This window comes from Fodinicurvata sp. EGI_FJ10296 (genome assembly GCF_040712075.1).
Taxonomy (GTDB): Bacteria; Pseudomonadota; Alphaproteobacteria; order DSM-16000; family Inquilinaceae; genus JBFCVL01.
On sequence record NZ_JBFCVL010000006.1, the window covers coordinates 175,838 to 195,672 of the forward strand.

The 19,835-nt window shown below is 65.0% G+C and carries 18 protein-coding genes; all 18 read right to left on the reverse strand.

Going from position 1 to position 19,835, the window contains the following annotated elements; all coding sequences use genetic code 11:
* Window positions 1-23 precede the first annotated feature (23 nt).
* Window positions 24-914, reverse strand: coding sequence for a cell division protein FtsQ/DivIB (locus ABZ728_RS14530; protein ID WP_366656932.1), 891 nt, complete (start codon window positions 912-914; stop codon window positions 24-26).
* The gene (locus ABZ728_RS14535; protein ID WP_366656933.1) at window positions 911-1,861 is read right to left on the reverse strand and encodes a D-alanine--D-alanine ligase; all 951 of its coding nucleotides are present in this window, start codon (window positions 1,859-1,861) and stop codon (window positions 911-913) included. The genes ABZ728_RS14530 and ABZ728_RS14535 overlap by 4 nt, the downstream gene beginning before the upstream one ends.
* On the reverse strand, window positions 1,858-3,303 hold the full coding sequence (murC, locus tag ABZ728_RS14540; protein ID WP_366656934.1) for a UDP-N-acetylmuramate--L-alanine ligase: 1,446 nt from the start codon (window positions 3,301-3,303) through the stop codon (window positions 1,858-1,860). The genes ABZ728_RS14535 and murC overlap by 4 nt, the downstream gene beginning before the upstream one ends.
* Window positions 3,300-4,436 (reverse strand): undecaprenyldiphospho-muramoylpentapeptide beta-N-acetylglucosaminyltransferase, encoded by a 1,137-nt coding sequence (gene murG, locus ABZ728_RS14545; protein WP_366656935.1) that lies wholly within the window; start codon window positions 4,434-4,436, stop codon window positions 3,300-3,302. The genes murC and murG overlap by 4 nt, the downstream gene beginning before the upstream one ends.
* Entirely contained in the window at window positions 4,433-5,572 is a 1,140-nt protein-coding gene (gene ftsW / locus ABZ728_RS14550; protein WP_366656936.1) for a putative lipid II flippase FtsW, read from the reverse strand. Before ftsW ends, murG begins: the two co-directional genes overlap by 4 nt.
* Entirely contained in the window at window positions 5,572-6,996 is a 1,425-nt protein-coding gene (gene murD / locus ABZ728_RS14555) for a UDP-N-acetylmuramoyl-L-alanine--D-glutamate ligase (protein WP_366656937.1), read from the reverse strand. The genes ftsW and murD overlap by 1 nt, the downstream gene beginning before the upstream one ends.
* Before the next feature lie 4 nt (window positions 6,997-7,000).
* A complete protein-coding gene (mraY, locus tag ABZ728_RS14560) occupies window positions 7,001-8,086 on the reverse strand; it encodes a phospho-N-acetylmuramoyl-pentapeptide-transferase (protein ID WP_366656938.1) in 1,086 nt (361 codons plus the stop codon).
* A 3-nt stretch (window positions 8,087-8,089) separates the two neighbouring features.
* On the reverse strand, window positions 8,090-9,574 hold the full coding sequence (locus tag ABZ728_RS14565) for a UDP-N-acetylmuramoylalanyl-D-glutamyl-2,6-diaminopimelate--D-alanyl-D-alanine ligase (protein ID WP_366656939.1): 1,485 nt from the start codon (window positions 9,572-9,574) through the stop codon (window positions 8,090-8,092).
* A complete protein-coding gene (locus tag ABZ728_RS14570) occupies window positions 9,571-11,049 on the reverse strand; it encodes a UDP-N-acetylmuramoyl-L-alanyl-D-glutamate--2,6-diaminopimelate ligase (protein WP_366656940.1) in 1,479 nt (492 codons plus the stop codon). The genes ABZ728_RS14565 and ABZ728_RS14570 overlap by 4 nt, the downstream gene beginning before the upstream one ends.
* A 35-nt stretch (window positions 11,050-11,084) precedes the next feature.
* Window positions 11,085-12,839 carry a penicillin-binding protein 2 gene (locus ABZ728_RS14575; protein ID WP_366656941.1) on the reverse strand — a complete coding sequence of 585 codons (1,755 nt, stop codon included), beginning with the start codon at window positions 12,837-12,839 and terminating at the stop codon, window positions 11,085-11,087.
* Window positions 12,836-13,264 (reverse strand): hypothetical protein, encoded by a 429-nt coding sequence (locus tag ABZ728_RS14580; RefSeq protein WP_366656942.1) that lies wholly within the window; start codon window positions 13,262-13,264, stop codon window positions 12,836-12,838. The genes ABZ728_RS14575 and ABZ728_RS14580 overlap by 4 nt, the downstream gene beginning before the upstream one ends.
* Window positions 13,261-14,262 (reverse strand): 16S rRNA (cytosine(1402)-N(4))-methyltransferase RsmH, encoded by a 1,002-nt coding sequence (rsmH, locus tag ABZ728_RS14585; RefSeq protein ID WP_366656943.1) that lies wholly within the window; start codon window positions 14,260-14,262, stop codon window positions 13,261-13,263. The genes ABZ728_RS14580 and rsmH overlap by 4 nt, the downstream gene beginning before the upstream one ends.
* Window positions 14,259-14,744 (reverse strand): hypothetical protein, encoded by a 486-nt coding sequence (locus tag ABZ728_RS14590; RefSeq protein WP_366656944.1) that lies wholly within the window; start codon window positions 14,742-14,744, stop codon window positions 14,259-14,261. The genes rsmH and ABZ728_RS14590 overlap by 4 nt, the downstream gene beginning before the upstream one ends.
* Window positions 14,745-15,301: 557 nt before the next feature.
* Window positions 15,302-16,378: an ABC transporter ATP-binding protein gene (locus ABZ728_RS14595; protein ID WP_366656945.1), complete on the reverse strand. Its 1,077-nt coding sequence runs from the start codon at window positions 16,376-16,378 to the stop codon at window positions 15,302-15,304.
* A 10-nt stretch (window positions 16,379-16,388) separates the two neighbouring features.
* Window positions 16,389-17,189: an ABC transporter permease gene (locus ABZ728_RS14600; protein WP_366656946.1), complete on the reverse strand. Its 801-nt coding sequence runs from the start codon at window positions 17,187-17,189 to the stop codon at window positions 16,389-16,391.
* Window positions 17,182-18,027: an ABC transporter permease gene (locus ABZ728_RS14605; RefSeq protein ID WP_366656947.1), complete on the reverse strand. Its 846-nt coding sequence runs from the start codon at window positions 18,025-18,027 to the stop codon at window positions 17,182-17,184. The genes ABZ728_RS14600 and ABZ728_RS14605 overlap by 8 nt, the downstream gene beginning before the upstream one ends.
* A 61-nt stretch (window positions 18,028-18,088) precedes the next feature.
* On the reverse strand, window positions 18,089-19,132 hold the full coding sequence (locus ABZ728_RS14610; protein WP_366656948.1) for an ABC transporter substrate-binding protein: 1,044 nt from the start codon (window positions 19,130-19,132) through the stop codon (window positions 18,089-18,091).
* Window positions 19,133-19,190: 58 nt separating this feature from the next.
* On the reverse strand, window positions 19,191-19,664 hold the full coding sequence (locus ABZ728_RS14615) for a DUF3830 family protein (RefSeq protein WP_366656949.1): 474 nt from the start codon (window positions 19,662-19,664) through the stop codon (window positions 19,191-19,193).
* Between the last annotated feature and the right edge of the window lie 171 nt (window positions 19,665-19,835).

The following is a 19,835-nucleotide window of genomic DNA, read 5'->3' on the forward strand; positions in this document are numbered from 1 at the left end:
TTCGCTGCATTGACGGGGCTCATTCACGTATTCTCCTCGGGCAAGCCGCGGCGTTCCGTCGCCATCGGCGACGTCTGGACGATCAGCCGATCCTCCAGTCTCAGATCGATCGCCACCACGTCCCGGTCGAAAAGGTCGACCTCGTGCATCATGCGGCTCAACTCGTTCAGCGCCGGAGTCAGACCGGTTTCGGGCAGCCGGACCTCGACCCCGCTGGTGAGGCGCAGGTCCCACCGGCGTTCGCCGACCCTGATCGCGGCCTCGACCTCGTCCGCGATCTCCGGGTACTGGCCGAGGACATCCAGGAACGAGCGGGCGTTGCGGTGGGCTTCCCGGCCGACGACCATGGGCAGATGGGTAAAATTCTGCAGGTCATGGTCCGCCAGCACGTTTCCCTCGCGGTCGATCAGCTTGTGCTGACGTTCGTGCTGCCAAAGCGCCATCGGAACGCGTTCCTCGATCCGGACGAGGATCGTGCCAGGCAGCCGCCGTTCGATCGAAGCCGAGCGTATCCAGGGCAGACCCATCACCCGCTCATGGGCCAGATGGGGATCGAACCCCAGGATCGGATCGCCCCGCGTCACCCCGAGCGCGGTGAGGATCGCCTCGCGGTCGGTCTGATCGCGGCCGGCCACCAGCACTTCCTCGATGCGGAACCCGGCATCGCCGGTCGCGTCGAGCGTCGCCGCCCGCACTTCGTCGACGCTTCTCGGCCCCCATCCCGATGCAAGGGACCAGACGATCCCCAGGAAAATCACCGAAGTGGCGAGTGCCGGCAGCGCGACCTTGAGGCCGCCAAGCCGGCCGCCGGTCCAACGGCGAAGCCGGCCTCGTCCTGCCCCGGCTCGCCGGGTTGCGGCCCGGCCTTTCGCTGCCTGCCGCTGGGCGGCGGCGCTCGTCGAATGCCGGGTCATTGCGCAACCTCCACGAGCCATTCGCAGAGATCGGCGAAATCGATGCCGCGATAAGCCGCCTGTTCCGGAACCAGCGACAACGGCGTCATGCCGGGCTGGGTATTGACCTCGAGCATGAACAGGCCTTCCGCACCCGGACGCTCGTCGTCGAACCGGAAGTCGGCGCGGCTCACGCCCCGGCATCCCAGGGCGGCATGGGCGCGGGCTGCGAAATCGAGGCAGGCATCGGTGACCGCATCGGGAACACGGGCCGGAACGATGTGATCGGCATAGCCAGCTGTATATTTGGCGCGATAGTCGTAGAACCCTTCGCGAGGGGCGATTTCGGTCACGGCCAGTGCTTTCGGGCCTTCCGATCCGTCCATGACGGCAACCGTCAGATCACGCCCCCGGATATAGGGCTCGACCAGAAACTGCGCACCGTCGGGGCAGTCGTCCCAGATGGCCGTGCGGTTGTCGCCGGGCTGGACGATATGGACGCCGACGCTCGACCCCTCGTCGTTGGGTTTGACGACACAGGGCGGCGTCATGGACAGCCCGGCGCGCAGGTCTGCAACGGGCACGATTTCTCCTGCCGGCACCGGAATCCCGGCAGCGCCGAGGACCTTCTTCGCCATTTGTTTGTCCATCGCCAAGGCCGAAGCCAGGACGCCGGAATGGGTGTAGCGAACGCCGAGGACGTCCAGCACGCCCTGAATCGTCCCGTCCTCGCCGCCCTTGCCGTGGAGGGCGTTGAAGACGATTTCCGGGGCGGCTTCGGTCAGGGCCGCGATCAGCGCCGGCAGGTCGCGCGTGGCATCGGTCAGCACGACGTCATGACCGCGGCTGGACAGCGCCTCGGCACAGGCCTTGCCGGATACAAGGCTGACTTCGCGTTCCGCCGACCAGCCGCCGTAAAGCACGGTGATGCGCTTGCTGCGCCCGCTCGGGTTGATTTCCTGGTTCATGCCGGGCCTCCGTCTTCCGACCCGTCGCCTTTGAGGGCGCGGATCTGATCGGGCAGGGCGTTGGCCCATTGAGTGATGTTGCCGGCGCCAAGACAGACGACCATGTCGCCGGGTCGTGCCATCTCGTTCACGATGTCGGCCAGGTGTTCCGGCCCCGGCAGCGGCATGACAAGGCGGTGGCCGTGTGTCCGCAGACCTTCGACGAGCGCGTCGCGATTGGCGCCCCGGCGCGGTTCCTCGCCCGCCGCATAGACATGGGCGACGATCACGCCGTCGGCATCGTTGAAGCAGGTGCAGAAGTCTTCGAACAGCGCGGCAAGTCGGGAATAGCGGTGCGGCTGAACCACGGCGATCACGCGGCCGCCGGTGTTCTGCGCGGCGGCCCGGGCGGCGCCCAGGACTGCGGCGATTTCGACCGGGTGGTGTCCATAGTCGTCGACGACGGTGATCTCGTTTGCCACCCCGGTGATGGTGAACCGCCGCTTGACGCCGGTGAAGGCGGCCAGATGCTCGCGCAGGGCCTCGTCGGTGACGCCCATTTCCAGGCCGATGCCGATGGCGGCCAGAGCGTTCTGCACATTGTGCCGGCCGAGCATCGGCAGGAACACCTGCCGGATGGACCGGGTCGAACTGGTCGCCCTGTCCGCGACGACGATGTCGAACTGACTGCCACCGGGGACGGTCCGGGTATTGACCGCCCGGATATCCGCCTGCGGGCTGAAGCCATAGGTGACCATCCGGCGATCAAGGACGCGCGGGATCATGGCCTGAACTTCGGGATGGTCGATGCACATCACCGCGAAGCCGTAGAAAGGGATCGACGTGACGAACTGCTCGAACGCGGCCCGGATCTCGTCGAACGAGCCGTAGAAGTCCAGGTGCTCGGCGTCGATATTGGTGACCACCGCCACCGTCGCCGGCAGCTTGGTAAAGGTGCCGTCGCTTTCGTCTGCTTCGACGACCATCCAGTCGCCGTCACCCAGGCGGGCATTGGTGCCATAGGCGTTGATGATGCCGCCATTGATGACCGTCGGGTCGAAACCCGCGGCGTCGACCATGGTCGCCACCAATGACGTCGTGGTTGTCTTGCCGTGGGTGCCGCCGACCGCGATCGACCATTTCAGGCGCATCAGTTCCGCCAGCATCTCGGCGCGCCGAACGACCGGGATCATATGGCTGCGCGCGGCGATGAGTTCCGCATTGTCGGGCTGAATGGCCGAAGAAACGACGATGACGGCCACTTCGTGGACGTTCTCGGCCGCGTGACCGACGATGACCGGAATGCCCAGGTCCCGGAGGCGCTGGACATTGGCGCTGTCGGCGATGTCGCTGCCCTGCACCGTATAGCCGATATTGTGCAGCACCTCGGCGATACCGCTCATGCCGATGCCGCCGATCCCGACGAAATGAATGATGCCGATGTCGAGGGGCATGTGTCTCATGCCGAAGCCTCCCGGCCGAGTACGGCCGTTTCCTGAGTAAGGGTCTCGACCAGATCGGCCAGGCGGGCAGCCGCGTCGCGTCGACCAAGCCCGCGTGCCGCCGTTGCGGCGCGGGTCAGATCGTCGCCGTCGGAAATCAGCGCGTCGATCCTGATAGCCAGGGCGTCGGCCGTAAACGTCGGCTGCGGCATCATCCAACCCGCGCCCTGACGATCCAGCGCGGTGGCGTTTGCCGTCTGATGGTCGTCCATGGCGTGTGGATAGGGCACGAGGATTGCCGGCCGGCCGGCCGCCGTGATCTCGGCGACCGTCGATGCACCCGATCGGCAGACGACAAGATGCGCCCGCGCCAACCGGTCGGGAACATCGGTGAAGAAGGTCGAAAGCTCGACATCGATTTCCGATCCGGCATAGGCCGCGCGGGCGGCGTCCATATCTTCCGGGCGGCATTGCTGGCTGACCTGCAGGCGACGCCGCAGCGGCTCCGCAAGCCGGGTGAGGGCGTCGGGGATGACAGAACTGAAGACACGCGCGCCCTGACTGCCGCCGAGAACGAGCAGATGGATCGGCCCGTTTGCCATTGGCGCCGCATACCCCCGGTCGGCGAGATCGGCGATCGCGGTGCGGACCGGGTTGCCGGTTACTGTCGTGCGCGACGACAGATGAGCCGGTACATCGCCGACCAGCGGGATGCCGGTCGCCAGATGCGATGCCCAGCGCGCCAGCAGCCGGTTGGCACGGCCGAGAATCGCGTTCTGCTCGTGCAGCATCACCGGAATGCCCTGTCGGCCGGCTGCCGCGACCGGCGGCGCCGACGGATAGCCGCCGAATCCGACCACGGCGGCCGGACGGCGGGCCTTGAACAGCCGCGCGGATTGAAAATAGCCAGCGACCAGATCGACCGCGGTACGGAGCTTGCCGACCAGTCCCGGCTTCAGTGTCGATGATCGGATGCGGTGAGCCTCGACGCCACCGGCCGCGTCGGCGAAAATCTCGCCGCGTCGGTCGGTCAGCACCATGACCGGATGGCCGCGCGAGACCAGTTCGCGGGCCAGGGCCTCGGCCGGGAACATGTGGCCACCGGTGCCGCCGGCAGCCAGTGCGATCAGCGAACGGGGCAGTGCTGAGGTCATGGCATGCCTCCCGTCCAGCCGCTGTCCTGCCCCGGCCGTCGCCGGGTCAGGCCCAGCACCATGCCGAGACCGAAGGTGACGGCGACCATCGACGATCCGCCGTAGGAAATCAGGGGCAAGGTCATGCCTTTGGTCGGAATGAGGTGCAGCGACGAACCCATGTTGATCAGGCTTTGCAGTCCGAATTGAACCAGAAGCCCACTGGTCGCCAGAATGATGAACAGGCTGTTTTCTGATGCCAGCCTGACGAATCCCCGGACGACGAGCACGGCGAACAGGGACAGCAGGATAAGGCACCAGATCAGGCCGAATTCCTCGCCGGCAACGGCGAAGATGAAATCGGCATGGGCATCGGGGAGCGTCGTCTTGACCCGGCCTTCACCCGGTCCGGCGCCAAAGATGCCGCCATTGGTGAACGCCTCAAGCGAGCGGCCGATCTGATAGCTGTCGCCGGAAGACGGGTCAAGGAACCGATCGACGCGGCTGGCGACATGCGGCAACAGATAATAGGCGCTGATCATCCCGCCTGCTGCGATGGCTCCCAGCACCAGGACGGCCGGCATTGGCAGCCCCGCCAGAAAGAACTGAATGCCCCACACGGCGGTAACGACGACGGCCATCCCCATATCGGGCTGAAGGACCAGCAGGCCCAGAATGGTCAGGAACAGGGCCGTCGACGCGGCAGCGCCCGGAAACCGGGGATGGACCTTGCCCAGCGTGAACAGCCAGGCGGCGATGACGATGAACGCCGGCTTGACGAATTCCGAAGGCTGGAACGATATGCCCGGCAACTGGATCCACCGGCGCGCGCCCTTTATTTCGGCACCGACAATCGGCGTCAGTACCAGCATGATCAGGCCGACGATCAGAACGCTGAGCGCCAGCCGCCGGATTCCCGTCGGGCCCAGCAATGACGTTCCGACCAGCACGCCAGACGCCAGTATGGTGTAGACGAGATGGCGCTGCACGAAATGGAATTCGTCCAGATTGATCCGCGCCGCGACGGGCGGGCTGGCGGCAGCCACCAGGATCGCGCCAATGCCGATCAGCGCCACCACCAGCGTCAGCGCCCAGCGGTCGACGGTCCACCACCATTGGCCGAAAAGCGACGTATCGGTACGGGCGATCGTCGGCATCACCGCGGCCCCCCGTCTTGCTGGTCGGCCAGATGCCGCACCGTGTCGATGAAGCGGTCGCCGCGCTCCTCGAAGTTGCGGAATTGGTCGAAGGATGCACAGGCGGGTGAAAGCAGGACGACTGCATCGTCGATGGTTCCGCTGGCGACGGCGGCGCGGGCGGCTTCGTGTGCCTGTCGCACGGCTTCGTCCATGGTCGTGCAGACCGTCACGGGAATTCGGCGGGATTCTGTGATGGCGCGGATATCGTCGGCGGCCGTCCCGAACACGAACGCGGCGCGCACCGCGCCGAGATGGGCAGCCAGCTGGCCGAATCCGCCCGGTTTCGGCAGGCCGCCCGCCAGCCAGAAGATCGCCGGATAGCTCGACAGGGCTTTGGCCGCGGCTTCGGGATTGGTGGCCTTGCTGTCGTTGACGAAGGTAACGCCGGCCCGGTGCGCGACCAGTTGCTGCCGGTGGGGAAGGCCGCGAAAGCGGGGCATTGCCGCCGCGATCGTCGCCGCCGGCACGCCGGCCGCCCGGCACGCAGCATAGGCCGCGGCGGCATTCTGGTGATTGTGGCGTCCGGGCAGGGTCTGGCAGGCGCCGACATCGACGACCGCGCGGCGCGTGCCGTCGGTGCGGTCGTGCAGCCAGCCATGATCGGCACGGATGTCCGCCGGTCCGTCGGCTTCTTCCGGCCCCTGACCGGAGATCGTGACGACCGAGAGATCCGATCGCTGCCGGAGGCCGGCCGCAATCTGGCGCGATGCGTCGTCATCGACGCCGACCACGGCTGTGGCTCCCGGAAGCATCGTTGCGAAAAGTCGTTCCTTGGCGGCCCGGTAGGCGCCGATATCGGCGTAGCGGTCCAGATGGTCGGCGGTCAGGTTCAGGAACACGCCGATCGACCAGGGCACCGTATCGATTGTTTCGAGTTGATAGGACGACAGTTCCAGCACATACCAGCCCCCATCGGGCAGCGTGTCCAGCCCCAGGGCCGGCGGACCGAGATTGCCGCCGACAGCGACCGGCAGTCCGGCTTCGTGGAGCAGGTGGCCGATCAGGGCGGTCGTGGTCGACTTGCCGTTGGTGCCGGTGATGCCAAGGTACCGGGCATTGGGCACCGCGCGGGCCAGAAGGTCGATGTCCGAAAGAATGGGGCAACCCGCTGCCATGGCAGCTGCGACGCCCGGATGCGGCGCCGGGTGCGACCGGGGGATACCCGGCGACAGGACGAGGCCGTCGACCGCCGCCAGCGTGCCTGCCGTCGGTTCTCCGATCAGGATCCCCCCGGACTCCGCGGCCGACCGACGATCGGCGCTGTCGTCCCAGGCCATGGCGGCAACACCCGACGCGGTCAGGGCACGCGCCGTCGCCAGACCGGAAGCACCCAGCCCCAGGATCATCAATGTCTGTCCGCGCAGAAAGCCGAGGTCGATCATGCCGTCACCTCAGCTTCAGGGTCGAAAGGCCGACCAGCGCCAGAATGGCGGCGATGATCCAGAAGCGAATGACGACGGTCGGCTCGGCCCACCCCTTTTTCTCGAAATGGTGATGCAGCGGCGCCATCCGGAACACGCGGCGCCCCGTCAGCTTGAACGAGACGACCTGAACGACGACCGATACCGTTTCGAGCACGAACAGCCCGCCGATGATGGCAAGCACCAGTTCATGCTTGGTCACGATGCTGACGGCGCCCAGCGCGCCGCCCATGGACAGCGAGCCGGTGTCACCCATGAACACCATGGCTGGCGGCGCGTTGAACCAGAGGAAACCGAGCCCGGCGCCGATCAGTGCGCCGCAGAAGACGGCGAGTTCGCCGGTTCCGGGCGTGTGGTGGATCTGCAGGTAATCGGCGAAAATGATGTTGCCGGCGACGTAAGAGATGAACCCGAAGCAGGCGGCGGCGATCATCACCGGCACGATGGCCAGCCCGTCCAGCCCGTCGGTCAGATTGACGGCATTGGACGACCCCACCATCACGAACACGGCAAAGGGTATGAAGAACACGCCCAGATTGATCAGGACGTCCTTGACGAACGGAATGGCCAGCCCGGTGGCAAGCTGGCCCGGCGTGATCGTGACGAACCAGATTGCCGCGATGGCCGCGATGGTTATCTGGCAGATCAGCTTGAACTTGCCTGGAAGGCCCTTGGGATTGTGTTTTGTCAGCTTCAGATAGTCGTCGCCGAACCCGATCAGCCCGAACCCGGTCGTCACCAGCACGACCAGCCAGACATACTGGTTATTCAGGTTTGCCCATAACAGTGTCGATACGCTGACACCGATCAGGATCATCAGCCCGCCCATGGTGGGGGTGCCGCGCTTGGTGAAATGGGACTCCGGGCCGTCCTCGCGGATCGGCTGTCCGGTGCCCTGGCGCGCGCGCAGCCAGTCGATCAGCCATGGCCCCAGGATGAACGCGATCAGCAGCGCCGTGACGATCGCGCCCCCGGTCCGGAACGTGATGTACTGGAACAGGTTGAACGCCGTGAATTCGTCGCGCAGCGGGAACAGCAGGTGATACAGCATCCGTCAGCGTCCCCCCGAGTGTGAGCGGAGGCCGCTGCCGGTGTTCGCGTCCGTTCCCAGTGCCCGAAGCGCCTGAACGATCGTTGCCATGCGCGCGCCCAGCGAACCCTTGACCATGACGATGTCGCCGGGGCGAATGGCCGCCGCCACGATCGGCGCCAGGCTGGCGCTGTCCTTCGCATGCCCGCCGCGCATCGGCTCGGGCAGGGCTTCGGAAATGTGGGCCGCCATGGGACCGGCGGTGAAGACGAGATCGACGGCGGCGTCGATGGCCGCCGGCGCCAGATCCCGGTGCAGGTCGGCCGACGACGGCCCCAGTTCGAGCATATCGCCCAGGATCGCGATGCGCCGCGCACCGGGCTTTGGCGTCTGTGCGCCCAGAACCTTGAGGGCCGCGGCGACGGCCACGGGGCTGGCATTGTAGCTTTCGTCGATCAGGTCGAAGGTATCCGCACCGCCGCCCGGTGTGTCCGCGGCGAGCGCGAGGGTCTCGCGGCGTCCGCGCCCGGCCGGTACGGACAGGCTTTTCAGGCTCTCGACCGCCCGCTCCAACGAAGCGCCCATCACCTGTGCCGCCAGCAGCACGCCCAGCGTATTCACGACCCAGTGATATCCGGGTACCGGCAATGTGTACCGAACCGGGTTGCCGAGAATCTCGGCTTCGACGTCCGATCCGTCGGCGCCGAGTGTGTAGGAAATCAGACGCGCATCACTGGCCGGATCGGCGCCGAAGCTGAGGACGCGGGTCAGGCCCTGGGTTCGTGCGTGCGCAAGCAGCCGAGGGAAATGAGGGTTGTCACGAGGCAGCACGGCCGCGCCCGACGGTCCCATGCCGGTAAAGATTTCGGCCTTGGCGTCGGCGATGCCCTCGACCGAAGCGAAATGCTCCAGATGGACGGCGTCGACCGACGAGATCAGGGCGAGATGGGGCTTGATCTGGGCCGAAAGCGGAGCGATCTCGCCAGCATGGTTCATCCCGACCTCGAACACGCCGAACCGGCTCGCCGAAGGCAGCCGCGCCAGACTGAGCGGAACGCCGAAGTGGTTGTTCAGGTTCCCGATCGTCGCGGTGGTCGGCGCCTGATCGGCCAGAACCTGACGCAGCGCTTCCTTGGTGCCGGTCTTGCCCACCGATCCGGTGATCGCGGCGATGCGTGCGGTCGACCTCAACCGGGCGAAACTGCCCAGTGCGACCAGTGCTTCCGTCGTGTCGGCAACGCTCAGCAACGGTGCGTCCGGCCCGGCGCCCGGAATGGGGCGGGAAACGACAGCCGCGGCCGCGCCGGCCTTCAATGCCGCATCGACGAACCGGTGGCCGTCAGTCTGCTCGCCTGCCAGGGCGACGAAAAGGTCGCCCGGCTTTACCGCGCGGCTGTCGATGCTCACGCCATGCGCTGTCCAGCGGGCGCCGCTGCCGACCGGCAAGGCACCGTCGGTGGCGGCGGCTGCTTCTTCGGAGGTCCAGAGCGGCAGATCGGATCGCGTCATTGCCCTGCCTCCGCAGTCAGTCGTGAAATGACGCCTGCGGCGACCTGAACGTCGTCAAAGGGGCGAATTTCGTTGCCCACGATCTGGCCGGTCTCGTGCCCCTTGCCGGCGATGACCAGAACGTCGCCCCGTTCCAGCGAAATGATCGCCCGTTCGATAGCGGCACGCCGGTCGCCGATCTCCACCGCGCCCGGGGCCGCTGCAAGAATGGCAGCGCGGATGGTGGCCGGATCTTCACTGCGCGGATTGTCGTCGGTGACGTACACGATATCGGCCAGCTCAGTGGCGAGTTTGCCCATCAGCGGCCGCTTCGTGCGGTCGCGGTCGCCACCGCAGCCGAAAACGACGACCAACCGTCCGGCCGATCCGGCACCGACATGCGGACGCACGGCCGTCAGTACCGTTTCCAGCGCATCCGGCGTATGCGCGAAGTCGACCACTACCGGGGCGCCGCCGGGATGGCATCCAACCCGTTCCATACGCCCGTGAACACCTGTCAGGCGCGAGACAGCCGCAAGGACGTCATCGGGGTCGTTCCCGCCGGCGATCGCCAGACCGGCGGCGCACAGCGCGTTTTCGGCCTGAAACGCGCCCATCAGAGGCAACTCGATGGCGACGGCGGGTCGGCCGTCATAGGTCACCGAAAGGCTGAGGCCATCGCCCCTGGGCGTCAGATCGGCGAGCCGCAGCGCCGCGGCGGCGCGGCCATAGTCGATGACCCGGCGACCGGCGCGTGCGCAGGCGTCGGCAAGAATACCGAATTCCGGAACATCGGCGTTCAGGACCGCCGTTCCCTCGGGCAGCAGGACGTCGGTGAACAACCGCATCTTGGCCGCGAGATACGCCTCCATTGTCCCGTGATAGTCGAGATGATCGTGGCTGAGGTTGGTGAAGGCCGCCGCAGTCACCCGCAGACCGTCGAGCCTGTACTGATCAAGGCCGTGGCTGGAGGCTTCCAGCGCCAGATGCGTGATGCCGTCGTCGGCCAGTTCAGCCAGATCGGCATGAAGCGCGACCGGATCCGGCGTCGTCATGGCGCCGGCGACGGTCCGGCCGTCGCGGACCAGCCCGAGCGTTCCCAGCGACGCGCTGCGGTGGCCAAGCGTTTCCCATATCTGCCGCGTGAAGCTGGCGACCGACGTCTTGCCGTTGGTGCCGGTCACGGCGGCGATGGTGGCCGGCTGGCGATTGTAGAACGCAGCGGCCATGAGCGCGAATCGGCGGCGCGGCGCCGGATCCTCGATCGTCGTGACAGTGGCGAGTCTTGCCTCGATATCCGGGGCAAGGGTGCTGCCTTCGGGCAGAAGAATAGCGCTGGCGCCGTTTGTCAGCGCATCGCCGATAAAGGCGCGGCCATCCGCCCGGCTCCCGGGCAGGGCGGCGAACAGGAAACCGGGACGCACGAGACGGCTGTCGGCGGTCAACCCCGAAAGGCCCGCCGGCAGTCCGCCGTCCGCTTCCCTGTTTGCTGTCATAGCCGTATCTCCTGCCATCCGGATCGCATCCCGCATCAGTTGGTGAAAGCCGCCAGTTGACCCTCGGCCTGCTCTTCGAGGTTCGGTGCGTTGTCCAGTTCCAGCGCGTTCAGTATCGCCGGGTCCTCGGGGTCTTCCGGCCGCAGGCCCACCATGGGCCCCATTTGGGCGACAATGCGGCCGACCAGCGGAGCCGCCGTCCAGCCGCCGGTCGCATAGCCATAGGTGCGCTCCAGTCCCTGCGGCTCGTCGAGCATGGCAAAGACGACGTAGCGCGGGTCGTGCATCGGAAAGGCCGAGACGAACGACGACAGCCGTGCGTTCGCCGAGTATCCGCCGCCGCCTGTCTTCTGTGCGGTGCCGGTCTTGCCGCCGACGAAATAGCCGGGGACATCGGCATTGCCGCCGGTGCCATCGGCGACCACCAGCCGCAGCAGACGGCGCATCTGTTCCGATGTCCGCTGCGACAGAACACGTTCGCCCTCCGGGTAGTCCTCGGGGTCGCGTCGGATCAGCGTCGGCTCGACCATGATGCCGTCATTGACGACTGCGGCGACGGCCGTGGCCAGTTGCAGCGGGCTGACGGAAATGCCGTGCCCGAACGAGATGGTCATCATGTTGACGTCGCGCCAGCGGCTCGGCGCAATCGGTGAGCCGACTTCCGGCAGATCGAAGCGTGGCGTCGTCGTCAGGCCGAGCCGGTGCAGGAACTCCTGCTGATAGGCGCTGCCGACATCCATGGCCATGCGGGCCGAGCCGATATTCGAGGAAAAGGTGAAAACCTCCGGCGTGGTCAGCCAGCGATCCTCACCATGAAAATCGTTGATCGTGAAACGGCCGATGCGGATCGGATCGGACGCATCGTAGCCGCTGGTCATGGTCGCGACGCCGGATTCCAGTGCCATGGCGGTGTTAAAGATCTTGAACGTCGACCCCATCTCGTAGACGCCCAGAGTATTGCGGTTGAAAATCTGTTCGTCGGTCGCGTTGCCCCGGTCGTGGGGGTCGAAATCGGGCAGCGACACCATCGACACGATTTCGCCGGACCGGATGTCCATGACCATTGCCGCACCCCCGATGGCGCGGAAATCCTCGATGCTGGCGTGCAATTCGTCGCGCACCATGGATTGAATGCGCAGATCGAGGCTGAGCTCCAGTGGCGCGACGCCGGAAGCCAGCAGGTCGTCGAAATGCTGCTCGACACCGGCGATGCCGACATTGTCCAGATTGGTATAGCCAAGAACATGGCTGACGACGTTGCCCACCGGATAGAGGCGGCGTTCTTCGCGGTCGAAGGCGACGCCGGGAATGCCCAGCCGGTTAATGGCCTCGTGCTGGGCCGGCGTCAGGCCCCGTTTGATCCAGATAAAGCGCCGATCGCTTGAAAGTTGTTCGACCAGCCGGTCGCGATTCAGTTCCGGGAGCACGCTTGCGAGCCGTTCGGCGGCTTCGACGGGGTCGATGACCATCAGTGGATCGGCAAAGACGGAGGCGATCGGCAGGCTCGTCGCCAGAACGTTGCCGTTGCGGTCGAGAATATCGGAGCGGCCGCCAAGGGACCCGGCCACACCCGCCAGATTTGCCACGCGCGCGGGACTGTCCGCGCGCAGGACCGTCACGTCGACGAGCCGCAGGCCGATGGCCAGAAAGCCGAGTGTGAATACCAGAGCGGTGACGACCAGACGCATGCGCGCGACATCGATTGCCGCCGACAGGCTCGTGCTGTCGGCCTGCGGCATGGATCGGCGTCGTCGGATCGGAAGATCGTCGGTTGCGTGAACGGCTGTCATGGCGCGCGCTCGTCTTCTTCCGAGCGTGCCAGCAAAAGGCCGATCGGATCGTCGGGACCTGCCTGGGCAATCGGGGGCGCCGGGGAATTCGGCCGGTCCGGTTTCGCCGCGGGCACCGGCAGGGTGTCGAAGACCTCCGGCCCCTTAAGCGGTTCGGGAATCTCCGCGAACGATGCGATCATCTGGTCGCCTTCGGACGGTCTCAGCGCGCTGTAGTTTTCCGCCAGCGCCCGCAGTCTGCCTGGCCGGTTGAGATAGGCCCATTCCGCGCGCAGGACCCGGATCGCTTCCTGCTCGCGGGCGATCTGCTGGTTCAGCCCGTTCAGCCGGCTTTCCAGAGTCGACACCTCGTGGCTCGTTTTGAACACCATGCCGGCGGCCATCGCGACGGCAACCGTTATGACGACATTGGATGCGCGGATCATGCGGCTTCTCCCGAATGACTGTCCGACCATGCCGGCGCCGACGTTCTGAGAGCGGCGCGCATCCGGGCCGAACGCGCGCGCGGGTTGGATTTCTGCTCGGCTTCCGAGGGGATGAGCGCCTTTCGAGTGATCAGTTCGAAGGTGGGGGCTTTCGTTTCAAAAGCATCGCTGGCGGCCGGCATATGGCGTGAGCCGCCCGCCCGACGCCCGGACCGGTCGGCCAGGAAATGTTTGACCCGGCGGTCTTCCAGGCTGTGAAAGGAAACGACGGCCAGACGTCCGCCCGGCCGCAACAGTTTCTCCGCCGCGACCAGGCCGCGGTCGAGTTCGCCCAGCTCGTCGTTCACCTGAAGGCGCAAGGCCTGAAAGGTTCGTGTGGCCGGATCGATGCCGTCGCGGGCGCGCCGGACCACCGATCGGATGACGTTGCCAAGATCGGCGGTCGTGCTGAACGGCGTTTCGCGGCGGCGCTCGACGATGGTTCGCGCGACGCGCCGCGCGTGCCGCTCCTCACCCAGATCGCGGATGATCGCCGCCAGATCGGCTTCGTCGAGCGTGTTCACCAGGTCGGCCGCCGTCGGACCAGTCGTACCCATACGCATGTCGAGCGGACCGTCGTAGCGGAACGAAAAACCGCGCCGGGCGTCGTCGAGCTGCGGGGACGAAACCCCCAGATCCATGGCGATGGCATCCACCGGCCCCCCGACGACGCTGTCGATGACGCTCGCCAGGTCGCCGAAGCAGGCCTGGATCGGCGTCAGGCGGCCGGCAAGGGACTCGGCCGCCGTCCGGGCGTGGGCGATGGCCTCGGGATCGCGATCGACCGCGATCACCCGGCAATCGGCGGCCTGCAGAAATCGGGTAGTGTAACCGCCGCGCCCATAGGTCGCGTCGACCACGACCGTGCCGGGCTGAAGGTCAAGCGCCGCCAATACCTGATCGATCATGACCGGAGTATGAGGCGGGCGGGCGTTTTCCAGTTGGCTGGTGTCGGTCATTCCGCGACCTCCAGGCGTCTTGAATCGCCCGATCCGGAGCGCGGTGCCTTGGGAAGGGTGCGCCGCGCCCGGCGCTCGGTCCGTTCGGCCCGGCGCGCGCCGTGGCGGCCCGGCTCCCAGATCTCGAAATGACTGCCCTTGCCGACGAACACGACTTCGGCATCGATTTCGGCAAGTTCTTTAAGGTCGGCTGGAATTACTATTCTGCCCTCGGTGTCGAAGCGAACGGCGATGCTTTCGGCGAAATACTCTTCTTCAAGGTCGTCACGCTCTTCCGAGCCGATATCGAGTTCGTCGATCCGGCGTTCGACTTCAGCCATGAAAGCCTCGGTCAGGCAATCGATGCAGCCTTCGACTTCGTTTGGCTTCAGGTAGATGATCGGCGCCCCGGACGTCTCCACGATCGAACGAAAGGAGGCGGGCACGCTGGTCCGTCCTTTCTTGTCGATCTTGTTGAGGTGACGTGCCGTGAAGCGCCGCATCGAATTCCTATCGCGTTAGCTCCAGATGCTTTGATTACTAAGCAACTACTGCGAGCATAAATATCCCCATCCCCGATCCTGTGTAGAAGGCGGCCGCTCCTGAAGCCGGCCAGAACGAACCGGCCCCAGCGATCACGCTTGGGACAATATGGGATATCATGGGCGTTCGTGGGGCGTCAATTGGAATGGCCAATAAAGGTTTACAGATGTTAAGAAATTTACTTTCTTTAACATAAATCGGCCGTACCACCTTAGTGCCTGTAAACCTGCGCTTTTTCCGCTTCACTGTCCAGAGAGCGACTGAACGAACTTTGACTTTGTTCGTTTAATGTTCTCATCTCGGAAAATCCCATGGCTTGGGAAATTATGGGTAGGGCGGTAGTACCGGCGGGTGGGATTTGGGATATCATGGGATCGCCGAACCGGCGGCAGGCTCCGCCGTCCACGGTTCGGGAGACGAAAACGCGGCGTTGGGCCGGACAACGCTGTCGCTGTTCGAGTCGCCTGCCGCGATCATTGTGCTGCGCGTTCCACGCGCACGGCGATTCGCCGGCAGGCTAGTCGACGACCCGGATCGCGTCCTGCATCCAGGACAGATGGCCCGGCCCCGGCGATGGCGGGGAGGTTCGGGTATCGGCGGGGCTCAGGATCTTCACTTCCGGTCCATTGCCCTCGGACCCCAGCCGGGTGATATAGCGGGTCTTCCCGCCCAGGAACACGGCTGTCTCCAGTACCGCCGGAGCGGCCACCATGCCGTCGACAGGACCCTCGGCGCTGAAGGTGGCGCTTTCCTGACGCAACGCGATGTGCCGCCGTCCGGTGCGGCCGTCCGGCGGCGCGTCGATGGCGACCTCCAGTGTCGGCGTGATGCGTGCGGTCCAGCCTTCAGGCGATTGCTGGATCTCCGCTTCGATCAGGTTGGCGGCGCCGATGAAATCGGCGGCAAAAGCGCTGCCGGGGGCGGCGTAAAGATCGCGTGGCGCGCCACTCTGCTCTATTCTTCCGGCCTGCATCAGAACGACCAGATCCGACAGCGACAATGCCTCTTCCTGATCGTGGGTCACGAAGATGGTGGTGAAGCCCAGGGTCTTGTGCAGCTGGATCAGTTCGATCTGCATGTCTTCGCGCAGCCGGGCATCGAGATTCGACAGCGGTTCATCCAGCAACAGGACCCGGGGCCGGGCGACGATCGCCCGCGCCAGCGCCACCCGCTGCTGCTGGCCACCGGAGAGCTGACGGGGCCGCCGGTCGGCCAGATGGTCCAGCTTGACCATTTCCAGAGCCTCGCGGGCGCGCTCGTACTGGGCCGCCTTGGCATCATTGCCGCGCATGCGCAGTGGAAAGCGGACATTCTCAAGTACCGACATGTGAGGTAGCAGAGCATAGGACTGGAACATCATCGCCAGATCGCGATGTTCCGGCGCCAGCCCGGTGACCGGCGTGCCGTCGATGATCACGTCACCGCTGGTGGCGGTCTCCAGCCCGGCGATGATGCGAAGCAGGGTGGTCTTGCCGCAACCGCTCGGCCCCAGCAACGACACGAACGCCCCGTCGGGTATGTCCAGCGTCACCTGATTCAGGGCCTGGAACGTGCCGAAACTCTTGTCGATCGAATTGATCTGTACGCTTGCCATTAAGTCGGGCCTATCCGGTTACGCGGCCGAGTCCGAGCAGCCGGTCGATGATCACGATCAGGACCACCGTCATGGCGATCATGACCGTGGAAACGGCGGCGACGGACGGATCCGGGCTGAATTCGAGTTCGGCATAGATCTTCAGCGGCAGGGTCTGAAGCTCCGGCGTGCGCAGAAAGAGCGCGATCACGGCCTCGTCGAAGGAAATGTTGAAGGCGAAAAAGGCGCCGGCGGCCATGCCGCCATAGCATTGGGGCAGAATGCCGTGCCAATAGCGCTGCCACCAGTTGGCGCCCATGGTGCGGACCGCTTCCTCGACCGCCGGGTCGCTGTCTTCGAGCACGGCAATGACCGTGCGGATGACATAGGGCAGTGTGATCACCGTATGGCCAAGCCATAGCGCCGTCAGTGACGGACCGTCGGCATACAGGGAAAAGAAGATCAGGATGCCAATGCCGAAGATGATCGTCGGCAGGATCAGCGGCGACAGGAACAGCCCTGCAACGATCTGGGATCCAGGCAGGCGGTGCCGGGTCAGGGCGATGGCCACCGGCGTGCCGATCACGGTGGCCGCCACCATGACCAGTACCGCCAGTTGCAGCGATGTCCAGGCGGCACTCAGATAGGCCGGCGACGACAGTACGGCCTGATACCAGCGCAGCGACAACCCTTGCGGCGGGAACGACAGGAACTGCCCGGCGGTCAGCGATGCCCCGACGACCACAGCCAGTGGTGCCAGCATGAAGAACAGAATGGCCGCGCCCAGGATGACGGCGGTCGCGCGGGCGGCGAACGGTACGCGGTTAACCATTCTTCCTCCGCATCAGGGCGAGATAGGGAATGATGATGGCCATCACCAGCAGCAGCAGAAAGACGGACTGGGCCGCCGCGAAATGCCAGTCGAGCGTCGATGTCGCCTGCTGATAGATCGACCAGGCAAGCACCGGCAATCGCACGCCACCGACCAGTGACGGCGTGACGAAGGAGCTGATCGACAGCGCGAAGACGAGAAGGGAGCCGGAGACGATACCGGGGATCGACAGGGGCAGGACCACATGCCAGAGACTGCGCCAGAAACTGCAGCCCATGGTTCGGGCCGCTTCCTCGATCCGGGTGTCGATCGCTGAAATGGCGCCCAGCGTTGTGATCGCCATGAATGGCAGCAGCACCTGCACCATGGCCAGAACGATACCGGTTTCGGTATAAAGCAGCGCGAAGTTCCGCTCGACCAGACCGGCGGCGTGCAGGATATCGGTCAGCGGCCCGCCGCGCGAAAGTACGATCACCCACCCGAATGTCCGGATGACGACGGAGGTCATCAGCGGCAGGATGGTCATGATCAGCAGCACCAGCCTCAGCCGTGGACCGCTACGTGCGATTATGTATGCGATCGGGAAGCCCAGCACGACGGTAATCGCGGTGATGATCACCGAGAGCCTGAGCGTGCGTTCGGTGACGCCCAGGTAATAGCCGTCGACAAAGAAGCGGGCGAAATTCGACCAGATCCCGGCATCCTCCGTCGCGGGGACAAAGGCCATCGCCAGGATCTGGAAGGCCGGAAACAGGAACCCGCCGATCAGCAGCGCCACCCCCGGCGTGATCAGCAGTATCGCTTCGCGCCGGGACTGACGGCCGGAGGTGGCGCTCATATCTATCGATCGTCCTCGGTCTGTGGTGTCGGGCGGGTTACTGGCTGTATTGCTCGTCGAGTTACTGGGTGATCATCCGATTCCACATGTCGGTCCACTCGCTGCGGCGGTCGTTGACGACCTGCGGATCGAAGGTGACCAGATTGGCCATGGCTTCTTCACCGTAAAGCACCTGTGCCGCCAGTTCCTCGGGCAGTTCCGCCGTCCGGTTGGTGGGCGAATAGCGCAGCGCTTCCGCCCAGCCGATCTGCGCCTCGGCCCGCAGCGAGAAGTCGACGAACTTCTTGGCCAGATCGGTGTTCTCGCGGCCCGCCACGACATTCGCTGTAATGAACACGGCTGGCGAGCCTTCCTCAGGTTGAACGAAATCGATTGGCAGCCCGGCTTCGCGCAGCGTGTGTCCGTAGTCCTGAGCGTAGGGCGCGATCCAGGCATCGTTCTGGGCGAAATTCTGCTGGATTTCGGGCGACGAGCGCACGATCACCGAGCGGTCGAGCAACTCCGACACAGCGTCCAGACCGGGCTGGATATTGTCGAGATCGCCGCCATGAACCTGGTTGATCATCAACAGACCGAGCAAGCCGTAGGTATTGGAGATATCGGTCAGGACGATATGGCCGGCGTAGTCGTCGTTCCACAGGTCCTGCCAGCTCGCCGGCGCCGTTTCGAGCGCCTCGGTATTATAGAGCATCCCGACAGCGGCGACGGAATAGACCGGACCGACACCGTTATCCAGCCCTTCGACGGCGAAGTCATAGAGCTCGTCGGCATATTCGAGTTCGTCGCGGCTGATCGGCTCCAGCAGGCCTTCTTCGGCCGCGATGACTTCCTGACCGCCGGAGAAATGGGCGACGTCGAACTGCGGATTGCCGGCCTGCGCGCGAAGCTGGGACAGCATGTCTGCCGAATAGGCCGTGACGACCTGCAAGTCGACATCATACATTTCTTCGAACGGCTCGATCACCAGTTCGCGGTGAGCGTCTTCATAGGCGCCGCCGAAGGAGTTGATGACCAGCGTTTCCTGGGCTGCCGCGGTCGAGGCGACCGTTCCCGCCATCGCCGCCGTCAATGCGAGGGCCGATAGTCCATATGCTGCAATTCTCATCGTTTTGCCTTCCCTTTCATGCGCCGAACAGGTGGTATGAAAACCGGGCCTGTTCCCGCTATTTGCATTCAATACGCAGGGTCTTCAGCCCCTCGGTGCGCGTCGCTGCCGCGGCTTCGGCGAAAGCATCAAGTCCGTCGGTGATCTGCGCGAAGATATTGACGGGCGTCCATCCCAGCGGGCCGAATGTCCGGCCGCCAGTGCCATAGAAGATGCCGATTTCCCACAGTTCCTCGGGCAGCCCCTTCATCGCGTTGCGGCCCTGATAGTACCAGAGGATCTCTCCGGCACCGGGGAAACAGGTCTGGTTTTCATTCGGAATAGCGGTCGGATCGAAGGTTTGGGCTTCGGCCGGCAATCCGGTCATGATCTCCGGGCCGGCGAACATCGCGTGGACCGTTTTGACGGTGACCGGTGTTTTCAGCGCCTCGCCCAGGATCCGGCAGGTTTCCGGGGCCAGATCGGTGAACATGGTGGCTCTGGCTGTGACGCCGGCTTCGACCAGCGTGAGCTCCAGCGTTTTCTCTGACATAGCGACCCGACTCTCCCTTGGTGGTGGTCCGTTCCGGACCCCGATACGCGCTCTGCGTTCAGCATTATGGAAACGAGTGTGCGGTCAAAATGTGTCGTCGTCTAATTGATTGATGCGATGGCGATGATCAAAATTTTTTATCGGATCGGGCGGTGTGCGAAGATAAAATTA